The organism is Priestia sp. SB1 (assembly GCF_038898415.1).
On the sequence record NZ_JBBJSS010000017.1, the window covers coordinates 18,104 to 43,543 of the forward strand.

Consider the following 25,440-nt stretch of genomic DNA (forward strand, 5'->3'; position numbering starts at 1 on the left):
TTTATTTTTCACAGCTGTCCGTAGCCATATACCTTTGCCAGCTCTTCGAAGGTTTTTGATGAATACGTAATAGTTACAGATGTTCCTACTGCTACTTTATCGAATAGTTCTTCCACATCCGCATTGTGCATCCGTACGCAGCCGTGGCTTACATATTTGCCAATGCTAGCTTCTGAGTTATTCCCATGAATACCGTATGTGTCGCCGGTTGTTCCGTTTGCATTAAGCCCTAGCCAGCGAGAGCCAAGAGGATTATTAGGAGCGCCTCCTGCAATGTGCCCTGTATAGTAAGGGCGATTTTTAATTTTGTTAACAATCTTGAAAAAGCCTACCGGCGTATCGCTCCATGTTTTTCCCGTAGCTACTGAATACGTCTTTTCTAACTTTCCGTTATGAAAATAAGCAAGCTGATTTGTTTTTTTATTAATAATAATTAAATCTTTACTTGCTGTGTTTTCACTTGCGTCCGCCGTGCTTGCTGTATAAGAAATACTGATAATAGCTGCGAGACACAAAGCCGCTGCTCGCAGTAGAATTTTTCTCACGTTCTAGCCATCTCCTCTATTGTTCGATTACATATTTGATGAATTACATGCTATTAGTGTATAAAAGAAAAATGGACTGAACATGAACCTTACCTGAATGAAAACTGAAAGTGCGTTTTTACATGCGAATATAAAGTGAAAATATGGGCAGAAATACAACTAAAGGTCTGGTACATATCTCATGAAAAAGAGAAAAATGAAAATGCACCTTGTCTGTTTAATTTAGGATGTATTATCATGAAAGTTTGAAATGAAGGGCAGGAGGTGGAATAAACAGATGCTTAAAGAATTTAAAGAGTTTGCTTTGCGAGGAAATGTATTAGATTTAGCTGTCGGTGTTATTATTGGAGCTGCATTTGGAAAAATTGTCACGTCTCTTGTAAATGATATTATTATGCCGCTGATTGGTTTGTTGTTAGCAGGGATAGACTTTAAAGATTTATCCTTTACGGTTGGAGATGCTACGGTATTATATGGATCTTTTATTCAAACAATTGTTGATTTCTTAATTGTTGCATTCTCGATTTTCTTATTTATTCGTTTCTTTAATCGTTTTAAGAGAAAAGAAGAAGAGAAAGTAGAGGAAGAAGTGGCTGTTCTGTCAAAAGAAGAAGAGATCTTAACAGAAATTCGTGATCTGCTAAAAGCAGAAGCAGTGAAAGAGCGTTCATAACAGCAATTTTTACATACGTATAAAACGGCTAAGAGGCCCGTCTTTTCATCAGAAAAGCGGGATTTTTTTTGTGAAATTTCGCGGGAAATGTTATTGATGTGATTTTGAGAAAATTAGGCGTGAAGGCGAGAGAGATAGGAATGTTAAAATCATATTAAAAGTGTTAAGATATTGTAAATAGGAGGCTTAAGGTTATGTTTAAACATTTGTATCGTTCTTTGCCAATGCTGGTGGCGTATGGGCTGCTTAGCGTTTTTTTATACAGTGTTGTTATGCTTAATATATCAAATGACACAAAGATATTGTTTGACTGGGCCCAAATCCATACAGCTGGGTTCGTCGTATTAATAGGGGGATGCTCACTTGTCTTATGGGCGCTCACTTTCTATTTGCTGCTTCGATTTAATCAGATAGAGAGAATACAAGGTTCGCAGTGGTACGCCATTTTTACGGCAATTGTGTTTTCAATTGCGGTAGCAGCCGTTTCTGCTATGGTTTTTGTTATCTATCATATTGATATACATAATCCAGGCAAAACAATAGAGTGGATGCAAGCATACCCTGAACGCTATCTTTTTACGGTATTTTTACTTTCGCTGTTAACACTAGCGATCATTATGCTAGTAGGGGAAGCTTATTTAGGGGCTGGGATTACCTTTGTTCTGTATTTCATTTTAGCTCTTGTAAACTATTATAAAAAAATCTTTCGAAATGAACCATTGTTCCCGAACGATTTTATTCAGGCGAGTCAGTTAAAAGAAGTTATTCCGATGATTAAAGATTCCATTTCAATTCCTATTGTCATAGGAGTTATTGGATCTATTGTCGTACTGATTGCTCTTTGGTTTTTCTTGCCGAAAATTAAAATTCGATGGTTTCTTCGAATTATTATGATTCTGCCGCTTATCTTTTTAATGAAATCATTTTTATTCTTTGAACACTCGTTTGCTCAAAAATATTATGATCAATATGCTGCGCTGATGCCTTGGAATCAGCAAAATAATTATTACTATAATGGACCGGTTATTGGCATGATTTCAAATGTTAAAACAGATGTGCTGCAAGAGCCGGATGACTACTCACAGGAAGTAATGGCCAAAGTGGCAAAGCGCATTCATTCAAAGGAAGAGAAAACACAAGAAAGCAAGGCTGAAGTCAAACCAAACGTCGTGTTTGTAATGAATGAAACGTTTTGGGACCCAACAAAGCTTAACGTGACGTTCTCTGAAGATCCAATGAAAAATACAAGAGAACTTCAAAAGAAATATCCTTCTGGGTGGTCTTTAAGTCCTTCATTTGGCGGGGAGACAGCTAATGTAGAGTTTGAAGCATTGACGAGCTACTCTTTGTCTTTCTTTAACCCTGGAGGTCTTCCTTATCAGCATGTATTGAGTAAAAAAGAATATCCGTCTTTTGTTTCTTATTTAGAAAAACAAGGCTATGCTACAACAGCTATGCATCCAAACAGCGGTATGCTTTATATGAGGCAAAATGTGTATCCAAATTTGGGATTTGATCAAGTGAAGTTTATTGATCAAATGAAGCATACGCAAAAAGATAACAAAGAATTTGTTTCTGATGAAGCTGTAGTTGATGAAGTACTCGATACGCTTCGTCAGTCGAAAAAGCCTGCATTTGTGCATGCTGTAACGATTGCAAATCATCTCCCTTATTCTGCGGATAAGTATAATGGTCAGGAAACAATTAAAGTAACCGGTAAAGGGTTATCACCAGAAATGCAAAAGGAAATTGAAATTTATGCTGAAGGAATCAAACGTTCAGATGCTGCTTTAAAACGATTGAACGATGAAATTCAAAAGTTGGACGAGCCGACCATTGTAGTATTTTGGGGAGATCATTTGCCAGCACTTGGACAAAACCTTCAAGCTTACAAAGAAACGGGTTTTGGAAACGAGAAAACGCAGCAAACATCTCAAAAATTTTATGAGACGCCGCTCTTATTTTTATCTAATTATGATACAAAAATAGATAAAAATCTTGGTACGATGAGTCCTATTTATATTGCTCCGACGCTTGTTCAATCTCTTGGTTACAAAAGTAATCTGTTCTACGATCAGCTGAATCAAATGAAAACAGAAGTGCCGGCTTTTCGTTCAAATATGTATATAAACTCAAAAGGAAAGCTAGTGGATGATCCGGCAGCGCTCTCTAATAAAGCTGCAAAAGACCTTCAAGATTACCATGAAGTTGAGTTTGATACATTATCCGGGAAACAGTACGAAACGCATAGGTTGTATAAATAAAAATAAAAACTCCTTTTAAATAAAAGGAGTTTTTATTTTTTAAGTGTTTAAGGTTGTACTAAAAAATAATTCATGTATAATATTTTAAGGTTAAAAGTAAACTTTAAGTTAAGTAAAACAAAACTTGAGTTTGGAACAGCATGAACAATTATTCATGCTGTTTGCTAATTTTAAATACAGTTGAGGATCGAGAGTATGGAAATAGGAAAGAAAATTAAGAATTTACGATTAAAAAAAGGCTTAACACAAGAAGAGCTAGGAGAACGTACTGATTTAAGCAAAGGCTATATTTCGCAGCTAGAGCGCGATTTAAGTTCGCCGTCTTTAGAAACATTTTTTAGTATTTTGGAAGTGCTGGGGTGCGAACCGAAAGAATTCTTCGAAATTGATACGCATGTTCAAAAGGTTGTATATAAAGAGGAAGACTACACGAGTTATTGCGAAGATGAAAAAGGTTACCATATTCAGTGGCTTGTACATGAATCAAATGAAAAGGAAATGGAGCCAATTCGTCTTATTCTTCATGAAAAAGGTGCATTTAAGAGATTTGAACCTTCTCTTTCAGAAACGTTTGGCTACATTTTGCGCGGGTGTGTGAAGGTGAAGCTTGGAGGCAGAATATATGAGGCTAAACAAGGGGAAACCATCTATTTTCAAGCTTCTGAAGAACATCAGATTTTAAATGCTCATGACGGAATAACAGAGTTAATTATCGTGGCGACAGAGTCTTATTTATAGAACAAAAGAGGTGAAGTGAAATGACATCTACGAATACAATTATTCAATTTGAAAATGTGACCAAGCAATATGATAATGATTCAGTTGTATTGGATCATGTAAGCTTTGAAATTGAAAAAGGGAAGTTTTATACCCTTTTAGGTCCATCGGGATGTGGAAAGACAACGATTTTACGATTAATTGCAGGCTTTACGGAGGCCTCGAGCGGAACGATTTATTTTAATGGAAAAAGAATTAATGATGTCCCGGCTAACAAACGTCAGGTTAATACGGTTTTTCAAGACTACGCGCTTTTCCCGCATTTGAATGTATTTGAAAATGTAGCATTTGGTCTTCGAATCAAGAAGATGAAAAATGCTGATATTGGGATAAAAGTTAAAGAAGCCCTTCGCTTTGTTAACCTAGAAGGATATGAAAAGAGAGAAATAAAGGAAATGTCGGGCGGTCAAAGACAGCGCGTAGCCATTGCACGAGCAATTGTAAATCAGCCCGAAGTCATTCTGCTGGACGAGCCGCTTTCAGCTCTTGATCTAAAATTGCGTACGGAAATGCAATACGAGTTAAGAGAATTACAGCGCCGTCTAGGTATTACGTTCATTTTTGTTACGCACGATCAAGAAGAAGCGCTTGCGATGTCCGATGAAATCTTTGTTTTGAATAAAGGAAGAATTCAGCAGAGCGGGGAACCTACAGATATTTATGATGAGCCAATTAATCGTTTTGTTGCCGATTTTATTGGTGAATCAAATATTGTACCAGGTAAAATGATTGCTGACTTTTTAGTGGAGTTTGGCGGCCAGCAATTTGAATGTGTCGATCAAGGGTTAAACCGAAATGAGCAGGTTGAAATTGTGATTCGCCCTGAAGATTTAGCCATTACAAGCTCCGATCAAGGAAAGCTGCAGGTTCGTGTAGATTCACAGCTGTTTAGAGGAGTCCATTATGAAATTTTAGGCTATGACCATGCAGGGAATGAGTGGCTCGTCCACTCTACAAAAAAGGCAACGGTTGGCGAAGAAATTGGTTTATATTTTGAACCTGAAGCTATTCACGTTATGCGATTTAATGAAACGGAAGAAGAATTCGATAAGCGACTCGAAGGTTATGAAGAGGATTACCATGCAAACTAAATCAAGAAATATTTATTTAGTCCCGTATGTGTTATGGATTTTGCTTTTTGTAGTTGCTCCCATTGTATTAGTTGTCTATTATTCTTTTTTCAGCATTGATAATGAGCTGACGCTTGAAAACTATAAGAAATTTTTTACCCCTGTTTATTTACAGATGACGCTGAGCTCATTTTGGTATGCCTTTTTAATTACGTTATTTTCCTTGGTTTTTTCTTATCCAACAGCTTATTTACTAACGAAGCTTAAGCATAAGCAGCTTTGGCTTCTACTGATTATTTTACCGACGTGGATTAACCTATTATTAAAAGCTTATGCTTTTTTAGGCATATTCGGCACGTACGGTACGGTTAATAAATTTACTGAATTTCTGGGATTTGGTACTCATCAAATTTTATTTACTGACTTTAGTTTTGTATTTGTATCAGTGTATATTTTTATCCCCTTTATGATTTTGCCGATCTTTAACTCTTTAGAAGAACTTAATCCCTCGCTTATCTACGCTTCGCGAGACTTGGGGGCATCTTCATGGGTGACATTTAAGCGCGTGGTATTTCCGCTAACGCTAGAAGGGGTTAAATCAGGTTGTCAGGCTGTTTTTATTCCAGCACTGTCACTCTTTATGATTACGCGTTTAATTGCTGGAAACCGCGTCATTACACTGGGAACGGCGATTGAACAACATTTTTTAGTGACGCAGGATTGGGGCATGGGAGCCACAATTGCTGTCTTTTTAATTATTGCGATGGCCGTTATGATGCTCATAACAGGCACTGGAAAGAGAGGTGTGTAAAATGAAGAGAAAGTGGAAGTTCAGCCACCTTTATTTATTTTTTGTCTTTTTCATTTTATACGCGCCCATTTTTTATTTAATGTATTACTCTTTTAACAGCGGAGGAAACATGCGAGAGTTTGAAGGGTTTACGTTAGATTGGTACAAAGAAGTGTTTCAAGACACACGTTTGCTCATTATTGTCTTGAATACCTTAATTATTGCTCTATTGTCTTCGGTTATTTCAACGATTATTGGCGTGATAGGAGCACTTGCTATCGTATACGTGAAGCGCAGACGTGTTCAAAATACACTGTTAACATTTAATAATGTGTTAATTGTGAGTCCAGATGTTATTATTGGCGCATCTTTTTTAATTCTATTTACCATTATCGGTGTAAAGCTCGGGTTTATATCGGTATTATTAGCGCATATTGCATTCAGTGTACCGATTGTGGTCATCATGGTTCTGCCTAAGCTGCAGGAAATGAGTCCGACACTGCTCGATGCAGCCCGTGATTTGGGAGCAAGTCGCTTTGAAGTACTTTCGAAAGTGGTATTGCCATTTATTCGTCCGGGTATCTTTGCAGGCTTTTTTATGGCTTTAACTTACTCTTTGGATGACTTTGCGGTTACGTTCTTTGTGACCGGGAATGGTTTTTCCACGCTTTCAGTAGAAATTTACTCGTTAGCAAGAAGAGGGGTCTCGCTGAAAATCAATGCTCTTTCTACTCTTATTTTCATGTTTACCGTGCTGATTGTAATTGGTTATTACTTTATCAGTCAGCGATATAGCAATAAAGCGAAAGGGGTGGCGACTGGAAAATGAAGCAATTAGCAAAGCCGTTTATCTTCATCGTCATCCTTTCTTTCGTTCTTATGTATGTGGTTCATCATTTGAACAATGCCGAAGGATACTCTGGAGGAGATACGCTGACCGTCTATAATTGGGGAGATTATATTGATCCTGATTTAGTGAATCAGTTTGAAAAAGAAACCGGAATTAAAGTCATTTATCAGACCTTTGATTCGAATGAAGCAATGATGACAAAAATTGAACAAGGCGGTACGACATTTGATATTGCTGTTCCTTCTGAATACGCGATTAGCAAGATGCGTGAAGAAAATTTACTATTGCCAATTGATCATTCGAAGCTGCCTAATTTAAAATACATTAATCCGCGTTTTTTAGACCTATCTTTTGATCCTGGCAATAAGTACTCTATTCCTTATTTTTGGGGAACTGTGGGTATTGTTTATAACTCTGATATGATTCATGGTAAGAAGATAAAGAGTTGGAATGATTTATGGGATCCTAAGCTAAAAAATCAAATTTTACTTGCAGATGGCGCTAGAGAAGTGATGGGAATGGGGCTAAATAGCTTAAATTATTCATTAAATGATACGAATAAAGCTCATCTTCAAGAAGCAAAAAGAAAGCTTGATACATTAACACCAAACGTAAAAGCCATTGTAGGAGACGAGATTAAGATGCTCCTAGCAAATGAAGAAGCGGCAGTTGGCGTTGTTTGGTCAGGTGATGCTTCTGAAATTATGAGTGAAAACGATAAGCTGAATTACGTTGTTCCAGAAGAAGGTTCGAATTTATGGTTCGATAACATGGTTATTCCAAAAACGGCTAAAAACGTAGAAGGTGCACATAAATTCATGAATTTTATGCTAGATCCTAAACACGCTGCTCAAAATGCAGAATATGTAGGGTATTCTACGCCTAATAAAAAAGCGTTAGATTATTTGCCGAAAGAAGTAGCGAAAGATGAACGTTTTTATCCGGATGAAGAACTAACCAATAAGCTTGAAGTATATAATAACTTAGGCAAACGAATGCTTGCTTATTACAATGAATTATTTTTAGAATTCAAAATGCACCGTAAATAAAAGGTACTTAGTTAGGCCTTTATACTCAAGTTCTTTATTGTTTTTGTAAATTCAGTTGCGTGATAGCAAGAGGAAAGATAAAATACAAACGAGTAAAGCTAATAACATTTATTTTATGTTATTAGCTTTTTTATTTGTAAAACGGGAAAGATAAGAAAAAATTGAATGTTCTATTATTCATCTAGAATGTATATTTCACATTATATAGGAGAGAAAAAGTGAAGCAAAAACAAAAGCAGCATATTCAATCCATTTATTTTTTACGATTATTCGCTATGATGATGGTTGTGCTCGTACATGTAACAGCAGCGTATGCAACGGTACTGCCATTTGCAAGTGAAGCTTATCAGAAATATCATTTCCTTAACCGAATTGTTCGAATTGAAGCAGGGATCTTCATTGTGATCACAGGTTTAGTTTTCTTTTATAGTTACATTAACAAGCCGTTAACAAAGACTTTATGGAAAACGTATTATGCTCGAAGAGTGACATATATTTTAGTCCCCTATGTTATTTGGGCACTTATTTATGAATTTTATTCGTACTATGTGGGAGCAACAGAGTTAAATGCAGCTGATATTGTGAAACGTATTTTACGCGGAGAGTCCTACTATCAGCTTCATTTTATCTTTTTAATTGTACAAGTGTATCTCGTGCTGCCGGTTTTTGTATGGCTAGCACAAAAAGTAACCATTTTTAAAAAATACATGTGGCTGTTTGGTATTATCATTCAGCTTGGTTATTTAATGCTTAACAATACGTATCATATCACTTCATTTAATTTATTTTTAAATACGATGGCTACGTTTTTACTCGGCGGTTGGATTGGTATTTATTATCGCGAACAAGTGGATAAAAAGTACAGTCGTTCAAATATTGTATTATTTCTGATGACGCTCGGATCGGGAATAGCTATTTCACTGTTAAATTATCACTTATACACAATGAAGACGATTCACATTTCAGGCTTTACGTATGAGGCTGTTAATACGCTTTATTTGGTCGTGGGAAGTTATTTCTTCTTCCGAATTGCAGAGATATTAGCTGAAAAGCTTTCTGTGAAGTCCGTGACGGTCGTTAAAAATATTGCCATGTACTCGTTTGGATTTTACTTGATTCATCCAATGGTTTTAAACTTTGTGGCAAAAGCAGTACCAATACAAGGCAACTATATGTTTCACGTGGAAATCTTGGCACGTTATATTTTGACATTAGCGGGCTGTTACCTCATTATTTGGGGATGTCATCGTCTTTTACCGTTTGCTAGCTTTTTGTTTGGTAAACTGCCAAAAGAAGCGGTGTTCATTTACCGACGTCCTGATCATAAATAGCGTTTAGTTAAAAGTTATGCCTGCTTGCAGGCATAACTTTTTTTATAAAGTATAAGAGATGATAACGCGCTAGTTTTAAAATATTTTTAAAAGTGACATGCTAAGATAATGATTATTTAGGTAATCACAAAAGGGGGAATTTGATATGCGTGTACTTGTGGTAGAAGATGATGCTTCATTATTACACGGTATCGTAGAAGGCTTAAAAGAAGAAGGATATGAAGTTGATTGTGCGTCTGATGGAGATGAAGGTTTGTTTTTAGCAGAGCAGAATATTTATGATGCCTTAATTTTAGATATTATGCTGCCGAGTATGACAGGGCTTGACATACTAAAAAAACTAAGAAAACAAAAGGTGTTGACCAAAGTTATTTTTCTTACTGCAAAAGATAGTGTAGAAGATCGAGTGAAAGGACTCGACTATGGAGCCGATGATTATTTGGTTAAGCCTTTTGCCATGGCTGAACTTTTTGCGAGGTTAAGGGTAATGCTTAGGGACTTGCAGGCAGAAGAAGGTATGATTTCATATGGTCCCATTTCTATACGAGAAGCCAATCATGAAGTAGTGATTAATGGAAGTGTCCTCACGTTAACGATTAAAGAATTTCAGCTTTTGGAATATTTTATTCGAAATAAAGAACAAATCCTTATTCGAGATCAAATTTTTAATCGGGTATGGGGTTTTACATCCGATGTAGGAGTGGGCGTAGTTGATGTTTATGTTCACCATTTAAGAAAGAAGCTTCAGCCTTTTAATTGTGACAATTATGTACGTACAGTCAGAGGCGTAGGCTTTATGTTAAAAGGGGAAGAGCATGTTTAAAAAGACGAGAATCAGGCTTGTGTTATTTAACACAATGGTGCTGATGGTTATCTTGAGCATTTTTAGTGTGGTTTTATATTTTTACATGCAGCATCTTATTTTTTTAAACCCGGACAATCGGCTAAGTGAGATGAGCGAGCAGGTTAAAAAAAGAAATTTACATGAAATTCAGGAAAACAATGAGAGAGAAACAGAACGTCGCGTTGCGTTTTTACTTTGGAGCAGTGATAAAAAATTAATCAAAATTACACCTAAAAAAGGGTTATATACAAACGATATTGACGACTTTAAGCCTGCGCTCTCAGAAGGGAAAATCAAAACGTCGCAAGAGGTAAACGGTCATGCTTATCGAGTGATGAATGTGAAAAATGAAGGATATATAAAAGATCAAGACGTTTCAACAATTCAACTTGTCTTAAACGTAGATCCAGAAACTCAAACCTTAGAGCACCTTGCTTTTCTTCTTGTCATTTCAGCTTTTATTGGACTGCTTCTTTCCCTTGTAGCTGGCTTGTTTTTAGCCAATCGAGCGCTTGTACCTATTCAAAAATCTTGGAACAAACAAGTCGAATTTATTGCAGATGCTTCCCATGAGTTAAGGACGCCTCTTTCCGTGATGCAAACGCATCTCGAGCTATTGTTTAGACGACCAAATCATACGATTGAGCAAGAAAGCGAAAACATTTATCAAAGCTTAAACGAAGTAAAGCGGATGACGAAGCTGGTGGGCAACTTACTAACACTCGCTAGATCTGATTCAAGTGCACAGCTGCTAAACAAAACGGTCTTTAATATGGGTGAGCTAGTTGATAAAGTAGCTAATCAGTTTGAGCCTATATTTGAACTAAAGGAGCTGCATTTCACAAAGGAAATTGAATCGTTAATGTTCGGAGGAGATCAAGAACGACTTCATCAGCTATGTATGATTTTGTTAGACAACGCTTTTAAGTACACCCCACCTCGAGAAAGCATTCATATTAGTCTAAAGAAACATCATCACTCTATGACGCTAATTGTCAAAGACACAGGCATTGGAATTGAAGCGAAAGATCTTCCGTATGTGTTTGATCGCTTTTATCGAAGTGATAAGAGTCGGGCGCGTGCCGAAGGAGGATCAGGTTTAGGGCTCGCGATTGCCAAATGGATTGTACAAGCTCATGACGGAGAAATTAAGGTTTTTAGTCAAAAAAACGTGGGTACGGAATTTTATGTGAAAATTCCGCTATGAAAAAAGCTGCCTGTCATTAGGCAGCTTTTTTTGTCACTTTTTTGTTTGCAGTCTTCCATGCTTTCCATGCATTAGCAAGTAACAGGCCGATTAATAAATAGGCAAGGCCGCCAAAAACTAAGTAATCTACGGCGCTAATCGCCCCTGCAAGCATCCCAAATTTTATTTGGTCTTTATACTTCGCAGGAGAAGTTGGCGGATCCGTCACCATAAAGAAGGCTAAAAATAAAGCGGAATTAACAAAAGGAGCTCGTAAAGCATCCGCTACATCACCTACTCCTATTAACGACATAATCGTAAAAATAGCAAAATACACGCCTAAAAACGCAAATACTTGAGGGAATTTATTTACTTTGCTCGTCACAAGGTACCCTGTCACAAACACGAATACAATGAGCCAGACGGGTAGTAAAGATAAGCTTCCCCACCAGCTTTGGCCGCTTGAAAAGACAATAAGTGAAAAGAGAAGACCAAAAGCGGCAGGGTTAAAAATAGGCTTCTTTTTTACTTTTACTAAGTGCTTCGATAAAATAGCAACAGCTACAGTGCAAAATGTGACCCAAGCAGGTGTAGAGGTGCTGAGCACTAAGGCAATAATTAATCCAGTAATAATTCCGCCGTCAGGAAGCTGAATTTTCTTTTTATAAGCAAAAGAAAATCCTAAATCTAAGGCGGCCGCCGAGCATACGGCGAGTAGTAGGTGTCCTAATCCTTGAAAGGCAGAAGAGTTGAATTCACCTAATAAGGTTAAAAGCAGCAGCATAGCCATCACGTATCTTTTAGGTGTTTTAACTAGCTGCCCCCACCGACTTATTTCTTTTGGTTTGTTTTCATCTACAATAATATAACCTTTGGGTGTACTAATATATTTAACACCGCTTCTTCGTTCAGAACGTGTGGTCATCATTCATTAATTCCTCCATATCTGATGTGAAAAAAGGAGTGAAACTAGAATCGAAGAGTACGCCGCGTACGTCGGCATCATTCAATAAATTTACTCCTTTCTCCGCTCCTAAAATAAAAGCTGATGTAGATAATGCATCGGCCAGCATGGCAGAAGGAGCAATAGCTGTACAACTCATTAGACTGCTTCTAGTAGATGGAGATAAGGGATTAACCAAATGATGCATGAATGGTTGCGTCTTATTTTTTCTAGCATAATTTCCTGATGTGCAGACAGCCGTATCTGTTACACGCAAGGTCAGTAATGACTGCGTTTGAATCTGAGGGTGCTGAATCCCGACTTTCCACAAATCTCCGTGTTGATTGAGTCCTTTAACTAGGATGTCTCCTCCGGCATTAATCATAAAATGCTGATAAGGAAGGGAGTGGGCAGCCAAATCAATAGCTAATCCTTTGGCGACCGCTCCAAGATCTATAATCATCGGTTTTTGTAAGAGAACCGTTTTTTTATGTGTATTCAATACGATGTCTTTATAACTTCCAGAATCGACTGCTTCGTTCACTTGTACGGGCTTTCCATCTAAATAATGTTCGTTAAAACCACGTTTTTCTAATTGTTTTCCTACCGTTGGGTCAAAGATTCCATGCGTTTCATCTGCTACTAAGATAGCGAAATGAAGGGCTTCAAATAATAGGGGGCTAACAGCAACAGGTTCTTTGATATGTCTAATTAGCTTCATAACTTCGCTTTTGGCATCAAATCGACTGCATGTCGTTTCGACGGTCTTAAAAATAGTAAATGCCTTTGAGATATGGTGAAGGACATTTGCTTCCTCCGATTGGGGAGCAATTACTTGAATGGACACGGTTGTTCCCATACATAAGACAGAGCGGCTATACGTTTTTATGGACATCATTCGTTTCTCCTTTATGCATTCATTGCTTGCTGAAGGGCGTCATCCACGGCATTTTGAAAATCTTCCGTGCTAAGCGTTGCTCCGCTCACGACGTCGACATCTGAGCTTTGTCTTTGTACGACTTGAGACGGAAGATCCTCAATGTAACTCTCAGAATAGTGAGTATCCGCTTCTGTAATTTCAACTGTATCAATTCGGTCGTTTTTAATGGTCACAGATACGTAAACAGTTCCGATACGGTTGCTTCCTTGACCAGAATACGTTCCATCTTTGTATTTTGTTTTAGGAGCAGAACTTTCGGTACTCGCTGATGAAGGGTGCTTATTAGAAGAAGCGATATCTTCTCCCCAGTTATCATTAACAATCGTTTGATTGTCTGTCTGATCTCTCGTTTTTTTCTGATGATGAGCCGGTGTGACTTGAACAGCTTGCGCGTCAGATAGAGTGTTTATATAACCAGTTGCATAAATACTTCCAATGGCTACGCTGCATGCAGCAATCATCGTTTTTCCCATTTTACTCATATTTGTTGAACCTCCTGATTTATACCAGAACTATAGTTTCGATTATTGATGGTGATCTTTAGCATAAATAAACTTTATAAATAAACTTTTAAAAAAGATTTAAAATCAAAAAAGTTTTTTTAAAAATAAATGATTCAAGTGAAAAGGTCATTTTAAATAATGAAAGGAGAAGCTGGAATTTCTTTCACAAGCCTAGCTATTTTGACATACGTAATAATAGTTAATATTTCTGTTTACTATCTAAACGTGCATGATAAAATAGAAAAGATGAATATGTGTTAGGAGGAACATCAGTGAAAATTAAGCTTGGCCTTTTATACGGAGGAAAATCCGCTGAACATAAAGTATCTTTACAAACAGCTCTAGCAGTTTCAAAAGCAATTAATCACGATAAATATGAAGTGCATCCAATTTACATTACAGAAACAGGAAAATGGATTCGCGGCACACAGCTGACTGGTCCGCTTGAAACAGTTGCTCAATTAGAAATTCAAGATAACGGAACAGCTATTTCACCAGTTTCATTGAATACAGAAATGTTTGCATTAACAGATTCAAAAACAGATGATCAACTAGATGTTATTTTCCCACTTCTTCATGGTCCAAATGGAGAAGATGGTACGGTACAAGGATTATTAGAATTATTGAATATTCCTTATGTTGGAAACGGCGTATTAGCTTCAGCAGCTGGTATGGATAAAGTTGTAATGAAGCAGCTGTTTGCACAGGCAGGTCTGCCTCAAGTGGAGTACGTATCATTTATCCGCCGCGAGTGGGAAGCAGATCGAACGGCTGCTTATGAAAAAGTAGAAACACTTGGATACCCTTGCTTTGTTAAACCAGCAAACTTAGGTTCAAGTGTTGGGATTAGCAAATGTGATAACCGCGAAGAGTTAGAAGCGGCATTTGTTGAAGCCTTCTTATTTGATCGAAAAATCATTGTAGAAGCAGCAGCAGTTGGTCGTGAAGTTGAAATTGGTGTGTTAGGGAATGATGAAGCAGCTTGTTCAGTAGTTGGAGAAATCTTACCTAAAAAAGCGTTTTACGATTACAAAGCAAAATATGAAGACGGCGATACAGGTCTTATTATTCCAGCTGAAATTACAGAAGAACAGCATCAAGAAATGTCAGCACTAGCAATCAAAGCATTTAAAGCAATTGATGGATCTGGTCTTGTACGTGCGGATTTCTTCTTAACACCAGAAGGTAAATTCATTATTAATGAAGTGAATACGATGCCTGGTTTTACACCTTTCAGTATGTTCCCGTTATTGTGGAAACACGCAGGTGTTGAATATCCAGATTTAATTGAAAAACTTGTATCACTAGCAATTGAACGTCATACCGAAAAGCAGCAAATTAAACACACAATGTAACTCACACAACACTATTCATCATGAATAGTGTTTCTGTGTTTAGTTTCAATTAAATAGTATCCATAGTTTACTTTATATCGAGAGGAGCAAAACAACAATGATTAAACGTACGCTTAAACAGCTAGCTGCAATGATTCCAGGAAGTGTATTTCATAGCGGGAACGAAGCAACTGTAATTGAGGGAGTCTCAATTGATACGAGAACTATTCAGCAAGGCAATTTATATATCCCAATTAAAGGGGAACGTTTTAACGGGCATGTATTTGTCGATAAAGCAATTGAAAACGGAGCGGTCGCTACTCTGTGGAACAAAGATGAAGAAAACCCACCGACAGACATTAGCGTTATTTTAGTCGATGATACGCTAGAAGCTCTTCAGCAATTAGCGAAATCCTATCGTCACGAGTTAGATATTAAAGTAGTGGGCATTACAGGAAGTAACGGAAAAACAACGGCAAAAGACATGGTGAAAGCTGTGCTTGATACAACTTACCGTGTTCTGAAAACAGATGGAAACTTTAATAATCATATTGGCATGCCGCTTACTATTTTGCGTTTAGATGAAACTCATGATATTGCCGTTTTAGAAATGGGCATGAGCAGCCGAGGAGAGATTGAGTTTCTTTCTAATTTAGCGGAGCCTGATGTGGCCATTATTACAAATATCGGAGAATCGCACCTTCAAGACTTAGGAAGTCGTGATGGAATTGCGGAGGCAAAATTAGAAATTACAAGCGGCTTAGCACCAACAGGTCAGCTTGTCTATAATGGTGATGAGCCACTTTTAACGTCGCGCGTAGTTAATCCAGCATTTGAAACGGTGACATTTGGCAGCTCAGAACAAAACGATTTGTATCCAAGTGCTATTTCAGCCGAAGAGTTAGGAACAACATTCACTGTTTCACGTGAAACAACATATTCATTCTTTATCCCGGTATTAGGTAAACATAATGTTCACAATGCGCTTTCTGCTATTGCGGTAGGTCATTATTTTGGACTAGACAACGAAACAATCGCTAAGGGATTAAAAGAATTAAAGCTAACAAATATGCGTATGGAGCTTGTAAAACGAACAGATGGCCTGACCTTCATTAACGACGCATATAACGCAAGTCCAACGTCCGTTAAAGCTGCTATCACGTTGATGCATGATTTAGAAGGCTATAAGCAAAAAATTCTTGTTCTCGGGGATATGCTTGAATTAGGCGATCAGGAAAAAGAGTTCCACAAAGAAGTGGGAGAGTTTATTCAAGCAGAAAAAATTGATTATGTTCTAACATACGGTCCTTTATCTGTTGAAATTGAGCAAGGAGCAAAAAATAATTTTGCAGAAGATAAGGTAATACACTTTGAGGAGAAAGATGAGCTTGTTGAAAAATTAACAGCGATTACAACAAGAGAAGATGTGGTTTTAGTGAAAGCATCTCGAGGGATGAAGCTTGAGGAAGTTATCTCAAAAATGATGCATAAATTACCGTGATATTAAAAAGAGTATAAGTAAGCTCTATTGCAAACGGAAAGCCATAGTGTTATGATGTAGTCTGAGTGTCTTGAGGCGCTTATACTCTAAACGTTGAATTTATTGAAGTAGTCGTTTAGAGCATTTTCCGTTTCCTCGGAGAATGCTTTTTTTTGTAAAATATAGATAGTCTAAATATAAAAGGAGTTTGAAAAACTTGGCATTATTTCAAGATTTAGGATTAAGTCAACAGCTTAACAAAGCTGTGAGTAAAATGGGTTTTGAAGAAGCAACACCAATTCAATCAGAAACTATCCCATTAGCACTAGAAGGTCACGATTTGATCGGACAAGCACAAACAGGAACAGGGAAAACAGCGGCATTTGGTATTCCTCTTATTGAAAAAGTTGATGTAAACGTAGATGCAATTCAAGGGTTAATTATTGCTCCTACTCGTGAACTTGCTGTACAGGTATCTGAAGAACTTTACAAAATTGGTCAAACAAAGCGCGTACGCGTGCTATCAATTTATGGTGGTCAAGATATCAGTCGTCAAATTCGTGCATTGAAAAAGCACCCTCATATCATCGTAGGGACACCAGGACGTATGCTAGATCATATTAATCGTCGTACACTTCGTCTACAAGACGTTCATACAGTTATTTTAGATGAAGCAGATGAAATGTTAAACATGGGATTCATCGAAGACATTGAAAAAATCTTATCAAACGTACCTGAGAACCACCAAACACTTTTATTCTCAGCAACAATGCCTACTCCAATCCGTCGCATTGCTGAAAAATTCATGAACGAACCAAAAGTGGTAAAAGTAAAAGCAAAAGAAGTAACGATGCCAAACATTACGCAGTATTATTTAGAAGTACAAGAAAAGCGTAAATTTGATATCCTTACTCGTCTTTTAGATATGCAATCACCTGAACTAGCTATCATTTTTGGTCGTACAAAGCGCCGTGTTGATGAGTTATCAGAAGCATTAAATATGCGTGGTTATTCTGCACAAGGTATCCATGGTGACTTGACACAATCGAAACGTCTATCTGTACTACGTCAATTTAAAGAAGGTTCTATTGATGTATTAGTTGCGACAGACGTAGCTGCACGCGGACTTGATATTTCTGGTGTTACTCATGTATACAACTTTGATATCCCTCAAGATCCGGAGAGCTATGTACACCGTATCGGACGTACAGGACGTGCTGGTAAAATGGGTGCTGCTATGACATTTGTAACGCCAAGAGAAACTGGACAGTTACACAATATTGAGCGTACAACAAAACGTAAAATGGAGCGTATGACTGCTCCAACGCTTGATGAAGCAATGGAAGGTCAACAGCGTATTGCAGCTGACAAATTAACGGAATCTGTGACACAAGGCAACTTATCTTACTACAAACAGTTGGCAGAAGAGTTACTTGAAGAGCACGATTCAGTTTCATTAGTGGCAGCGGCAATCAAATTATTTACAAAAGAACCAAATGAATCACCAATTCAATTAACTGCTGAACCACCGGTAATTGCAAAAGGTGATAAAAACAAACGTGGAAATGGCGGAGGTCGTTCACGTTCTAACTCTAAAAACTACTCACAGCAAAATCGTCGTGGAAACTCAAAGCGTTTTGGTGACAAGCGTCGCGGTGGAAGCAACGGCAGTGATAATAGAAATCGCAATAGCAGCAGTAATCGTAAAGATTCTCGCAGCAAAGCGTAAAATAAAAACGAGCCTTAACAGGCTCGTTTTTTTTATGTGTTAATTGCTATTTTATTGGTGCACACTATGAGTAAAATAAAATGGGGTGTTCACTGATGTCGACCATTGTTCGGTTAGGTTATGTGGCGATGAGCGTTCATTTGGAAAATAGTTCTCCTTCTCAAACAATGACTTTTGCACAATTTCAGCGTGTGAAAGACCATGAAGCGGCCATTCGCAAGCTCGAACGTATTGCAATATCCAACTTAGAAAACTGCTTACGGTTATTAAAACATAATGCGTGGAGTGAAATTGAGTTTTTTCGATTCAGTTCTAAGTTAATTCCATTAGCTAACCATGAGGCACTAAAAGAGTGGAACTACATAGCTCCTTTAAAAGATGCTCTTCAGCGTATTTCTGTATTTTTGAAGGAACATCCAATGCGAGTAGATTTTCACCCGGATCATTTTGTTGTTTTAAACTCAACGGATAAAGAGGTTTTTAAGCATTCTATCCAAACTCTTCGCATGCATCAAAAGTTGCTGAAAGGAATGGATATTCCGCTTCAAAATCGCTGTGTTTTACACGTTGGAGGAGCTTATAATGATAAAGAAAAAGCACTGGAGCAGTTTATTCATAATTGGGGGCTTGTACCTCAATCCCTTCAGCAAATGATTATGTTGGAAAACGACGATACAACCTTTCATATAAAAGACGTCTTGTATTTATGTGAAAAACTAAATGTCCCAATCATTTTTGATCTTCATCATCATCAGGCGAACAACGATGAAACTTCATGGCAAGAGCATTGGGACCGTATCATTAGAACATGGGAACATGAAACACTCCCTCTAAAAATGCATATATCTAGTCCTAAAAGTGATAAAGAATTTAGAGCCCATGCAGATTATATCGATGTTAATGGATTTTACAGCTTTTTAAAAGAAGTAAATGGAACGATACCGCAAATTGATTGCATGATTGAAGCTAAGAAAAAAGATGAAGCGCTCTTTCAGTTAGTAAGAGATTTGAAGACTTATGAAGATGTGGAATTTATTAACTCATCCACTTTTTATATTAAATCCTAAAGCAGGCCTCATATCTGTGGCTTGTTTTTCGGTTTGAACGTAAGAAAAGCGAGAAGAAATCCAGCAATACCTCCAGCGAAATGAGCTGTATTGTTGGTTCCTGGCGTTAGCAGACCTGAAAGTAATCCAATAATTAAAAAGACGACAATGATTTGCTGGTTGCTTTTAGAAAGCATATGCTTTTGTTTTATGACAAGATAGAGGTAAAATCCGAGCAGTCCGAAAATGGCACCGGATGCACCCACATGGCTGTAAAAAGAAGATTGGATTAGAAATGTAACGATATTTCCAAGCAATCCACACGTAAGGTAGAATAGAAGAAACTTATAAGAAGAAAGAATACGCTCAGCGCCTGGTCCTAACAAGAACAATGAAAATGAGTTAAAAAGAAGATGTGAAAAGCTTAGATGTAAAAAGATAGGTGTGAAAAGCCGCCAGTAGTCTCCTTGGGAAATTAAACTATTCACACCAATAAGCTGATGTATAAAAGATTCTGCAAGGTGTGAGGGAAGAGCGGCAAGTAACCATAGCGCAATGTGGATGCAGATAAGCGTGAAGGTAACAGGATAAAAACGTTTAAATTCAGCTGCATTTTCTGTGCGTACGAACATATTTGTCACTCCTTTTTATAAAGGCATTTTTATATACTATTCTGTAAGAGAGGATTAAATGAAAATGATTATAGGAACTGGAATTGATATTACAGAGTTAGAGCGGATTGAAAAAATGGTGCAGCGTCAAAGCGCTTTTATTACTCGGATTTTAACAAAAAATGAAAGAGAACGCTATGAAAAGCTATCAAGCCGACGTAAGGTCGAATTTTTAGCAGGAAGATTTGCTGTGAAGGAAGCATATTCGAAAGCTCTTGGAACAGGAATAGGGAAAGATTTTAGCTTCCAAGATATCGAAATCGTGAATGATGAAAGAGGGAAACCCCACGTTGTTACAAAACAACCACTGGAAGCGTCTGTACACGTATCTATTTCCCACAGTGCGCACTATGCGATTGCTCAAGTAATTATTGAACGCTTGTCAAGCTAGTCTGCATATTCACTATTTCTTGTTCATATATTCATAGTGTGGATAGGGGAGACAAGATATGTTCTTGCTTCTCCGTTTAGCTGTGAATATACGAAACAAAGGAGTTGGGGAAATGCATAAAAAATGGGTTGGCTTATTTGTTTGCGCCTTTTTTCTCTTAGCCTTATCAGCATGCGGTGAAAAAAGTCAGCAGGATGTAACAGATGCATTGGATGCCAAGGTACAAGAAATGGCGGGGTATAAATCAGATGCTAAGATGACATTGAATACAGGGAAAGATGCTCAAGTATACGATGTAGAGATTTGGCATAGTAAGCCTATGTACTATCGAGTGAATTTGAAAAATACAAAGAAAGATCAAAGCCAAATGATTTTGCGTAATGATGAAGGGGTTTTTGTTTTAACGCCTGCCTTAAATAAAAGCTTTCGTTTTCAAAGTGACTGGCCGCAAAATAGCAGTCAAGCTTATTTGTATGAATCCCTTGTCCAAGATATTGTGAAGGATGAAAAGGCAAGTTTTAAATCAACGGATAAACATTATATTTTTGAAACAAAAACGAACTATCAAAATAGCACAATGCTTCCTAAACAAGAAATTACGCTGAACAAAAGTGACTTAGCGCCTGTGTCGGTTAAAATTATGGATACGGATAATAAAGTGTTAATAAAAGTTGATTTCTCTAAGGTGAAATTCGATTCTAAGTTTGATAAAGGGGCTTTTGATACAAAAAGAAACATGACAAGTGCAAAGATTGACATTCCGACATTAGCTCAGCACAAATCATTTAGCGTTCTTTATCCTAAGGACGTTCCAAAAGGTACAAAGCTTTCCAAGGAAAAGAAAATTGAGACGGAAAATGGTGAGAGAGTCGTTTTAATGTACAAAGGAGAAAAGCCGTTTACGCTTGTACAAGAAAAAGCGCAAGTAGCTAAAACAGCAACATCTACAGTTACTGCCGGAGAGCCATTTGATTTAGGTTTTACTGTGGGAGCTTTAACGGATAAAAGTCTATCTTGGACATATAATGGAGTAGACTTTATGCTGGCTTCTGATCAGCTGACACCAGATGAATTGAGTACAGTTGCTAGATCTGTGCAAAGTCAGATGGGAAAATAAGAGAAGCTTACAAGCCTGCATATATGTAGGCTTGTTCTTGCTTAATTTGAATAAAGATCGAGATGAAGTTTGGCTATAGATGTATTATACTAACAGAGGAAAGTACGTTTAGAATGGTTCTGAAAAAAGGAAGTGTCGTAGTAATGGATACATTTTATAGAGAAACATGGGCAGAAATTGATGTAGAAGCCGTTTTTCAAAATGTGAATCATGTAAGAGAACTGATACCGGGGCATAAAACGTTAATGGCCGTAGTAAAAGCGAATGCGTACGGGCATGGAGATAAAGAAGTAGCAGAGATTGCGCTTCAAGCTGGCGCTGATATGCTAGCTGTAGCTTTTTTGGATGAAGCTATTGCTCTTCGAAAAAAAGGAATAAAGGAATCCATTTTAGTATTAGGAGCCGTGCCTCCCTTACACATTCAAACTGCATTGAAGTGGGATGTAACGGTCACTGCTTATAGCAAAGCTTGGATTGAAGAAGCGGCGTCCATTCTAGGTGCAAACAGTCAGTTGCATATGCATTTAAAAATAGATACAGGCATGGGTCGCTTAGGAATTAGAACAAAAGAAGAATTACACGAAACGATGAATATCATCACTTCTCATTCAGGATTCGCGCTGGATGGAGTGTTTACGCACTTTGCAACAGCAGACGAGCTAAATTCGTCTTATTTTGAAAAACAATACACATTCTTTGAAGAAATGGTTCGAATTGTGAAAGAACATAGTTTTACACCTCCGATGATTCACTGTGCAAATAGCGCAGCTTTGCTTCGTCGTCCGAGCGATATCTTTAATGGCGTACGCTTAGGTATCTCTATGTATGGCTTGAGTCCTTCAGAGGAATTAAAAGAAGTCTTGCCAATTCCGTTAAAACAAGCTTTTTCGCTGCACAGCCGTATTGTGCATGTTAAAAAAGTCAAAAAAGGGAGTCATATCAGTTACGGAGCTACTTATGAAGCTAAAGAAGATGAATGGATTGCTACTATTCCAGTAGGATACGCAGACGGCTGGATTCGTAAATTAAGTAATTTTGAAGTGTTAGTAGATGGAGTTAAAGTGCCAATTGTTGGTAGGATATGCATGGATCAATTGATGATTAAATTGCCTAAAATGTATAAAACGGGTACAAAAGTAACATTTATTGGAAAACAACAAGGTGCTGAAATTACAATTGATGAAGTAGCAAAGCATCTTGAAACAATTAATTATGAAATCCCTTGCATGATTGCAGCAAGGGTTCCGAGGGTTTATACAAGAGATTCTCAGCACATTCATGTTAATAATTATATCTTGCGCTGAATATACATCTTCCTGAGTCAACATAAAAAGCCTGCGAACAAAAGACAATAAAATAATAACTTCCATGCATAAAAGAGGGTATCAATTGACGATAATAGTGTAGAAATTGACAGAATTAACTTTCCATTAAAGCTAATCAATGTTATGATAAGGAAAGATGAGACTATTGGTGTGTGTATTGATGTTGGAGGTGTATGTTTGTGTCTGAAGCGAGCGCAACTACAGAAATCCTAGTAAGATTACCGAAAAATTTAGTATCGGAGCTCGATCTTATGGTTAAACAAGAAAATGGCAACCGAAGTGATTTTATTCACCAAGCAACAAAATTGTACCTTCGTGAGCGAAAAAAACGCCATATTCGCGAATCAATGAGACGTGGATATATGGAGATGGCAAAGATAAACTTAAATATTGCTTCCGAGGCTTTTCTAGCAGAGTATGAAGCTGATCATACTGTGGATCGTTTAGTAAGCGGGGGGTAATGACTTGGTAGTCAAACGTGGCGACGTTTATTTTGCTGACCTATCTCCTGTTGTTGGCTCAGAACAAGGAGGCGTTCGCCCTGTACTTGTCATTCAAAATGATATAGGCAATCGTTTTAGCCCAACTGTTATTGTAGCTGCGATCACTGCTCAAATTCAAAAGGCAAAGTTACCTACGCATGTTGAAATTGATGCAAAGCGCTATGGATTTGAGCGAGATTCAGTTATTTTACTAGAACAAATTCGTACTATTGATAAACAGAGGCTAACAGACAAGATTACCCATTTAGATGATGAAATGATGGACAGAGTGGATGAAGCCTTGCAAATCAGTGTAGGACTTATCGACTTTTAGAATTATACTTCCATTTATGCTAAGTTGCTCCTTTATGAGCAACTTTTTTAATTTGACTAGGAATAATCAGTAAACGTATATTGTAATAAGAAACGTTTTAAAAATGATAATATATATATAGATATAAATGAGTGTATTGACTCACAAGGAGGACCTCATGAATCAAGATTTATTCAATTATATACAAAATCATAAATCAGAAATTTTTGATCGATGGCTAGTGTTAATGAATGATGTGGAAACAGAGCGGATTAAAAACATTGTATCCGAGCAAGTGTACGTAAATGTAAGCTCTGATTTTGTAAATTTACTTTTGGCAAAAGCATTCCGTGATCAGGAAAATTTTGCAGAGGAACTAGAGGAAGTAGTAGGACGAGTTGTGAGTTTAGGATGGCCTCTTGCTTATTTGACACAGGGTGTACGTAACTTGGGTCATGTAGTGGTTGAAGGGTATGTAAACAGTGAACATGTAAAGGCTGATCAAACTCATTCTGAATTATTCTATCGGTTTGACAAGTGGTTAAGCCCTATTTATAACAAAATAGTAGAACAATACTCCAACTCGTGGGAAAATACAGTTATGTTGCAAAAAGTTGCACTTCAAGAATTGTCTGCTCCATTAATACCGGTATTTGATAAAATTACGGTAATGCCGCTTGTGGGAACAATTGACACCGATCGTGCAAAGAAAATTATGGAAAACTTACTGCAAGGTGTCGTAAAGCACCGATCAGAGGTCGTATTAATAGATATTACCGGAGTACCAGTAGTGGATACGATGGTTGCCCATCATATCATTCAAGCTGCTGAAGCCGTACGTTTGGTTGGAGCCAAGTGTTTGTTAGTAGGAATTCGTCCGGAAATTGCTCAGACTATTGTGAACTTAGGTATTAACTTAAATGAAATTATTACGAAAAACTCATTAAAAAAAGGTGTAGAGTTTGCGTTAGAAATGACTGAGCGGAAAATAGTTGATATAGAATCGGAGGAATAAACGTGAGAATACCCATTTTGAAATTGTACGACTACTTATTGGTATCCATTCAATGGGAGCTGGATGATCAAACGGCTATTCAATTCCAAGAAGATTTGCTAAGTAAAATTCATCAAACTGGAGCAAAAGGAGTGGTAATCGATTTAACTTCAATTGATATGATCGATTCATTCATCGCAAAAGTGTTAGGTGACGTGGTTAGCATGTCTAATTTGATGGGGGCCAGAGTAGTATTAACAGGTATCCAGCCTGCAGTAGCTATTACACTTGTTGAGTTAGGGATTGGCCTAAACGATGTTCTTACTGCACTCGATTTAGAAAAAGGTCTTGAGAAACTCCAATCGGAATTGGGGGATTAGTATATGGAATTCCAATCCAGCGTAAAAATCGTAACAGAATGGGACATCGTAGCGGCACGCCAATTAGGTAGAAATGTGTCGAAAGAGCTAGGGTTTGGAACAGTTGACCAAGCTCGTATTACAACCGCCATTTCTGAATTAGCTCGTAATATTTACCTATATGCGGGTAAGGGTCAAATCTATATTGAGAAATTAAATCGTGGAGGAAAAAACGGTCTTCTTGTCGTAGCAACAGATGAAGGGCCAGGTATCCCCGACGTTCGCAAAGTAATGGAAGATGGATACTCAACATCGGGTGGACTAGGAGCTGGGCTTCCTGGGGTAAAACGATTGATGGATGAGTTTGACATCGAAACAAATGTCGGAGAAGGTACTGAGATTAAAGCAGTTAAGTGGCTCCGGTAGGAGGAAAT

At 37.5% G+C, this 25,440-nt stretch carries 27 protein-coding genes; 22 read left to right on the top strand and 5 right to left on the bottom strand.

Features of this window, described 5'->3' with window-relative positions; genetic code table 11:
* Nucleotides 1-8 precede the first annotated feature (8 nt).
* Nucleotides 9-545, bottom strand: coding sequence for a L,D-transpeptidase (locus WKH56_RS33435; protein ID WP_063248159.1), 537 nt, complete (start codon nt 543-545; stop codon nt 9-11).
* Between the two features lie 277 nt (nt 546-822).
* On the opposite strand from WKH56_RS33435, the gene mscL reads away from it, so the two are divergent.
* The 10 genes from mscL to WKH56_RS33485 all read left to right on the top strand — a co-directional run bounded on the left by mscL (nt 823) and on the right by WKH56_RS33485 (nt 11,400).
* Nucleotides 823-1,218, top strand: coding sequence for a large conductance mechanosensitive channel protein MscL (gene mscL / locus WKH56_RS33440; protein WP_028411898.1), 396 nt, complete (start codon nt 823-825; stop codon nt 1,216-1,218).
* Nucleotides 1,219-1,412: 194 nt separating this feature from the next.
* The gene (locus WKH56_RS33445) at nt 1,413-3,482 is read left to right on the top strand and encodes an LTA synthase family protein (RefSeq protein ID WP_221834011.1); all 2,070 of its coding nucleotides are present in this window, start codon (nt 1,413-1,415) and stop codon (nt 3,480-3,482) included.
* A gap of 195 nt (nt 3,483-3,677) precedes the next feature.
* Entirely contained in the window at nt 3,678-4,220 is a 543-nt protein-coding gene (locus tag WKH56_RS33450) for a helix-turn-helix domain-containing protein (RefSeq protein ID WP_028411896.1), read from the top strand.
* Nucleotides 4,221-4,240: 20 nt separating this feature from the next.
* Nucleotides 4,241-5,350, top strand: coding sequence for an ABC transporter ATP-binding protein (locus WKH56_RS33455; protein WP_028411895.1), 1,110 nt, complete (start codon nt 4,241-4,243; stop codon nt 5,348-5,350).
* The gene (locus tag WKH56_RS33460; protein ID WP_028411894.1) at nt 5,340-6,140 is read left to right on the top strand and encodes an ABC transporter permease; all 801 of its coding nucleotides are present in this window, start codon (nt 5,340-5,342) and stop codon (nt 6,138-6,140) included. Before WKH56_RS33455 ends, WKH56_RS33460 begins: the two co-directional genes overlap by 11 nt.
* 1 nt (nt 6,141) lies before the next feature.
* Complete coding sequence (locus WKH56_RS33465) at nt 6,142-6,948, top strand: ABC transporter permease (protein ID WP_028411893.1); 807 nt, start codon at nt 6,142-6,144, stop codon at nt 6,946-6,948.
* A complete protein-coding gene (locus tag WKH56_RS33470; protein WP_028411892.1) occupies nt 6,945-8,018 on the top strand; it encodes an ABC transporter substrate-binding protein in 1,074 nt (357 codons plus the stop codon). The genes WKH56_RS33465 and WKH56_RS33470 overlap by 4 nt, the downstream gene beginning before the upstream one ends.
* A gap of 218 nt (nt 8,019-8,236) precedes the next feature.
* Nucleotides 8,237-9,349: an acyltransferase gene (locus WKH56_RS33475; RefSeq protein ID WP_168761582.1), complete on the top strand. Its 1,113-nt coding sequence runs from the start codon at nt 8,237-8,239 to the stop codon at nt 9,347-9,349.
* A 145-nt stretch (nt 9,350-9,494) separates the two neighbouring features.
* Nucleotides 9,495-10,172: a response regulator transcription factor gene (locus WKH56_RS33480; RefSeq protein ID WP_048022362.1), complete on the top strand. Its 678-nt coding sequence runs from the start codon at nt 9,495-9,497 to the stop codon at nt 10,170-10,172.
* On the top strand, nt 10,165-11,400 hold the full coding sequence (locus WKH56_RS33485; protein ID WP_168761581.1) for a sensor histidine kinase: 1,236 nt from the start codon (nt 10,165-10,167) through the stop codon (nt 11,398-11,400). Before WKH56_RS33480 ends, WKH56_RS33485 begins: the two co-directional genes overlap by 8 nt.
* A 16-nt stretch (nt 11,401-11,416) precedes the next feature.
* Here WKH56_RS33485 and WKH56_RS33490 read toward each other — a convergent pair whose 3' ends face one another.
* Genes WKH56_RS33490 through WKH56_RS33500 form a run of 3 tightly spaced genes read right to left on the bottom strand, consistent with a single transcriptional unit; the run spans nt 11,417 to nt 13,744 of the window.
* A complete protein-coding gene (locus tag WKH56_RS33490; protein WP_228123023.1) occupies nt 11,417-12,307 on the bottom strand; it encodes an RnfABCDGE type electron transport complex subunit D in 891 nt (296 codons plus the stop codon).
* Entirely contained in the window at nt 12,288-13,217 is a 930-nt protein-coding gene (locus tag WKH56_RS33495) for an FAD:protein FMN transferase (protein WP_230624707.1), read from the bottom strand. Before WKH56_RS33495 ends, WKH56_RS33490 begins: the two co-directional genes overlap by 20 nt.
* Before the next feature lie 14 nt (nt 13,218-13,231).
* Nucleotides 13,232-13,744 (bottom strand): FMN-binding protein, encoded by a 513-nt coding sequence (locus WKH56_RS33500; RefSeq protein ID WP_033580799.1) that lies wholly within the window; start codon nt 13,742-13,744, stop codon nt 13,232-13,234.
* Between the two features lie 293 nt (nt 13,745-14,037).
* Between WKH56_RS33500 and WKH56_RS33505 the strand changes: the two genes are divergently transcribed.
* The 4 genes from WKH56_RS33505 (at nt 14,038) to uvsE (ending at nt 19,375) form a co-directional block, all read left to right on the top strand.
* Nucleotides 14,038-15,120 (top strand): D-alanine--D-alanine ligase, encoded by a 1,083-nt coding sequence (locus tag WKH56_RS33505; protein WP_048022356.1) that lies wholly within the window; start codon nt 14,038-14,040, stop codon nt 15,118-15,120.
* A 97-nt stretch (nt 15,121-15,217) separates the two neighbouring features.
* Nucleotides 15,218-16,600, top strand: coding sequence for a UDP-N-acetylmuramoyl-tripeptide--D-alanyl-D-alanine ligase (locus tag WKH56_RS33510; protein WP_033580800.1), 1,383 nt, complete (start codon nt 15,218-15,220; stop codon nt 16,598-16,600).
* Nucleotides 16,601-16,796: 196 nt separating this feature from the next.
* A complete protein-coding gene (gene cshA / locus WKH56_RS33515; RefSeq protein WP_028411884.1) occupies nt 16,797-18,308 on the top strand; it encodes a degradosome RNA helicase CshA in 1,512 nt (503 codons plus the stop codon).
* 95 nt (nt 18,309-18,403) lie between these two features.
* Nucleotides 18,404-19,375 carry a UV DNA damage repair endonuclease UvsE gene (gene uvsE / locus WKH56_RS33520; RefSeq protein ID WP_033580801.1) on the top strand — a complete coding sequence of 324 codons (972 nt, stop codon included), beginning with the start codon at nt 18,404-18,406 and terminating at the stop codon, nt 19,373-19,375.
* Between the two features lie 8 nt (nt 19,376-19,383).
* On the opposite strand, the gene WKH56_RS33525 is transcribed toward uvsE, so the two are convergent.
* Entirely contained in the window at nt 19,384-19,986 is a 603-nt protein-coding gene (locus tag WKH56_RS33525) for a rhomboid family intramembrane serine protease (RefSeq protein WP_049162680.1), read from the bottom strand.
* Between the two features lie 64 nt (nt 19,987-20,050).
* Between WKH56_RS33525 and acpS the strand changes: the two genes are divergently transcribed.
* The 8 genes from acpS to WKH56_RS33565 all read left to right on the top strand — a co-directional run bounded on the left by acpS (nt 20,051) and on the right by WKH56_RS33565 (nt 25,432).
* Nucleotides 20,051-20,416: a holo-ACP synthase gene (gene acpS, locus WKH56_RS33530; RefSeq protein ID WP_221834027.1), complete on the top strand. Its 366-nt coding sequence runs from the start codon at nt 20,051-20,053 to the stop codon at nt 20,414-20,416.
* 58 nt (nt 20,417-20,474) lie between these two features.
* Complete coding sequence (locus WKH56_RS33535) at nt 20,475-21,533, top strand: LolA family protein (RefSeq protein WP_048022353.1); 1,059 nt, start codon at nt 20,475-20,477, stop codon at nt 21,531-21,533.
* Between the two features lie 113 nt (nt 21,534-21,646).
* On the top strand, nt 21,647-22,837 hold the full coding sequence (gene alr, locus WKH56_RS33540) for an alanine racemase (protein WP_221834015.1): 1,191 nt from the start codon (nt 21,647-21,649) through the stop codon (nt 22,835-22,837).
* A gap of 200 nt (nt 22,838-23,037) precedes the next feature.
* A complete protein-coding gene (locus WKH56_RS33545) occupies nt 23,038-23,319 on the top strand; it encodes a CopG family ribbon-helix-helix protein (RefSeq protein ID WP_013055003.1) in 282 nt (93 codons plus the stop codon).
* A gap of 4 nt (nt 23,320-23,323) precedes the next feature.
* On the top strand, nt 23,324-23,674 hold the full coding sequence (gene ndoA / locus WKH56_RS33550; protein WP_013055004.1) for a type II toxin-antitoxin system endoribonuclease NdoA: 351 nt from the start codon (nt 23,324-23,326) through the stop codon (nt 23,672-23,674).
* A 157-nt stretch (nt 23,675-23,831) separates the two neighbouring features.
* Nucleotides 23,832-24,668, top strand: a complete 837-nt coding sequence (locus WKH56_RS33555) for an RsbT co-antagonist protein RsbRA (protein ID WP_013055005.1) — start codon at nt 23,832-23,834, stop codon at nt 24,666-24,668.
* Between the two features lie 2 nt (nt 24,669-24,670).
* Complete coding sequence (locus WKH56_RS33560; protein WP_013055006.1) at nt 24,671-25,027, top strand: STAS domain-containing protein; 357 nt, start codon at nt 24,671-24,673, stop codon at nt 25,025-25,027.
* A 3-nt stretch (nt 25,028-25,030) separates the two neighbouring features.
* Entirely contained in the window at nt 25,031-25,432 is a 402-nt protein-coding gene (locus tag WKH56_RS33565; RefSeq protein ID WP_013055007.1) for an anti-sigma regulatory factor, read from the top strand.
* The last annotated feature ends 8 nt before the right edge of the window (nt 25,433-25,440 follow it).

Excerpts from the sequence above, each read along its gene's own strand:
- mscL (WP_028411898.1), top strand. The coding sequence starts at position 823 with ATGCTTAAAGAATTTAAAGAGTTTGCTTTGCGAGGAAATGTATTAGAT.
- WKH56_RS33445 (WP_221834011.1), top strand. The coding sequence starts at position 1,413 with ATGTTTAAACATTTGTATCGTTCTTTGCCAATGCTGGTGGCGTATGGG.
- WKH56_RS33450 (WP_028411896.1), top strand. The coding sequence starts at position 3,678 with ATGGAAATAGGAAAGAAAATTAAGAATTTACGATTAAAAAAAGGCTTA.
- WKH56_RS33455 (WP_028411895.1), top strand. The coding sequence starts at position 4,241 with ATGACATCTACGAATACAATTATTCAATTTGAAAATGTGACCAAGCAA.
- WKH56_RS33460 (WP_028411894.1), top strand. The coding sequence starts at position 5,340 with ATGCAAACTAAATCAAGAAATATTTATTTAGTCCCGTATGTGTTATGG.
- WKH56_RS33465 (WP_028411893.1), top strand. The coding sequence starts at position 6,142 with ATGAAGAGAAAGTGGAAGTTCAGCCACCTTTATTTATTTTTTGTCTTT.
- WKH56_RS33470 (WP_028411892.1), top strand. The coding sequence starts at position 6,945 with ATGAAGCAATTAGCAAAGCCGTTTATCTTCATCGTCATCCTTTCTTTC.
- WKH56_RS33480 (WP_048022362.1), top strand. The coding sequence starts at position 9,495 with ATGCGTGTACTTGTGGTAGAAGATGATGCTTCATTATTACACGGTATC.
- WKH56_RS33485 (WP_168761581.1), top strand. The coding sequence starts at position 10,165 with ATGTTTAAAAAGACGAGAATCAGGCTTGTGTTATTTAACACAATGGTG.
- WKH56_RS33490 (WP_228123023.1), bottom strand. The coding sequence starts at position 12,307 with ATGATGACCACACGTTCTGAACGAAGAAGCGGTGTTAAATATATTAGT.
- WKH56_RS33495 (WP_230624707.1), bottom strand. The coding sequence starts at position 13,217 with ATGTCCATAAAAACGTATAGCCGCTCTGTCTTATGTATGGGAACAACC.
- WKH56_RS33500 (WP_033580799.1), bottom strand. The coding sequence starts at position 13,744 with ATGAGTAAAATGGGAAAAACGATGATTGCTGCATGCAGCGTAGCCATT.
- WKH56_RS33510 (WP_033580800.1), top strand. The coding sequence starts at position 15,218 with ATGATTAAACGTACGCTTAAACAGCTAGCTGCAATGATTCCAGGAAGT.
- uvsE (WP_033580801.1), top strand. The coding sequence starts at position 18,404 with ATGTCGACCATTGTTCGGTTAGGTTATGTGGCGATGAGCGTTCATTTG.
- WKH56_RS33525 (WP_049162680.1), bottom strand. The coding sequence starts at position 19,986 with ATGTTCGTACGCACAGAAAATGCAGCTGAATTTAAACGTTTTTATCCT.
- acpS (WP_221834027.1), top strand. The coding sequence starts at position 20,051 with ATGATTATAGGAACTGGAATTGATATTACAGAGTTAGAGCGGATTGAA.
- WKH56_RS33535 (WP_048022353.1), top strand. The coding sequence starts at position 20,475 with ATGTTCTTGCTTCTCCGTTTAGCTGTGAATATACGAAACAAAGGAGTT.
- alr (WP_221834015.1), top strand. The coding sequence starts at position 21,647 with ATGGTTCTGAAAAAAGGAAGTGTCGTAGTAATGGATACATTTTATAGA.
- WKH56_RS33555 (WP_013055005.1), top strand. The coding sequence starts at position 23,832 with ATGAATCAAGATTTATTCAATTATATACAAAATCATAAATCAGAAATT.
- WKH56_RS33565 (WP_013055007.1), top strand. The coding sequence starts at position 25,031 with ATGGAATTCCAATCCAGCGTAAAAATCGTAACAGAATGGGACATCGTA.